This window comes from Pseudolactococcus chungangensis CAU 28 = DSM 22330, from assembly GCF_002441885.1.
Classification (GTDB): domain Bacteria; phylum Bacillota; class Bacilli; order Lactobacillales; family Streptococcaceae; genus Pseudolactococcus; species Pseudolactococcus chungangensis.
Map to the genome: position 1 here is coordinate 1 of NZ_JXJT01000063.1, position 931 is coordinate 931.

2 protein-coding genes are annotated in these 931 nt (G+C 38.0%); both read right to left on the bottom strand.

Features of this window, described 5'->3' with window-relative positions; translation table 11 throughout:
- Positions 1–16 precede the first annotated feature (16 nt).
- A complete protein-coding gene (locus tag RR45_RS11685) occupies positions 17–370 on the bottom strand; it encodes a transposase (protein ID WP_425319433.1) in 354 nt (117 codons plus the stop codon).
- Positions 283–931, bottom strand: a 649-nt coding sequence (locus RR45_RS10895) for a transposase (protein ID WP_143465095.1), incomplete at its 5' end; no start/stop codon positions are given. The genes RR45_RS10895 and RR45_RS11685, both read right to left, overlap by 88 nt.

The following is a 931-nucleotide window of genomic DNA, read 5'->3' on the forward strand; positions in this document are numbered from 1 at the left end:
GATTTGTGCTTTTTGTCTACCTTATCATCTTAAAACTTATCCAAAAATTGAAAAACTTCACCTTTCCCCTATCTCTATTTGCCATAATTTTAGCTAATTTTTTCATGTTCAAGCACGCAAAAGTAAGACCAAGCTTCATGTGCATTTTATCTCGGCCATTTTCATGTGTATATCTCAAATTATGATGTTCCTTGGCAGTCCCAAACAAACGTTCAATCGTTTCTTTACGTCGCTTATACGTTGCCTTACCCCAAGTCGTTAAACGGTTTTGCTCGATTTTATCTAGATAAAGTTGCCAAATATGTCTGAAAACTGTCTTCTGTTCGTTTTGTGAAGTTGTACATGTGCTAAAAATGGGCAAGTGGCACAATTTGCCTTGGTGGTTCGATATTCTTGGTACCCATCACGTCGGGTCGTTTTGTAAATCAACTGTTTACCATTTGGACATGTATAAGTATGATTCACATAGTCATAAATAAAATCTCGTTTTCGAAAAAGTTCTTTCTTCCCACGTGGTCGCGTGTAAGGAAATAGGCCAGTTCGACCATCATCGATCAACTTTTTAGCAATGGCAGGTGTTTTATACCCTGCATCTGCGACAACTGTCTCTATTTCTGGAAACTTTTTGATTAATTTAGCGTACAAATCAAAGAAAGTCCGACTATCATGAAGATTACCACAATCTTCTGTGTAACCCAGTACCCAACCGTGAGTATCGCAAGCAACCTGTGCTGAGTAAGCAAAGACCTCCTTGTGTTCACCTTTATGAAACCAACCACTATCACAATCTGTCGTGGATACTTTATTGTTTTTGACGTCTTTTTCTTCTGATTTTTTGAAGGGCTTTTTTCCAGCCTTTACCCGCACCTCGTTAATCTCTTTCTCTAATTCTTCTTGATAAATCAAGGCTTCAACCGCAACTTCTTGATTA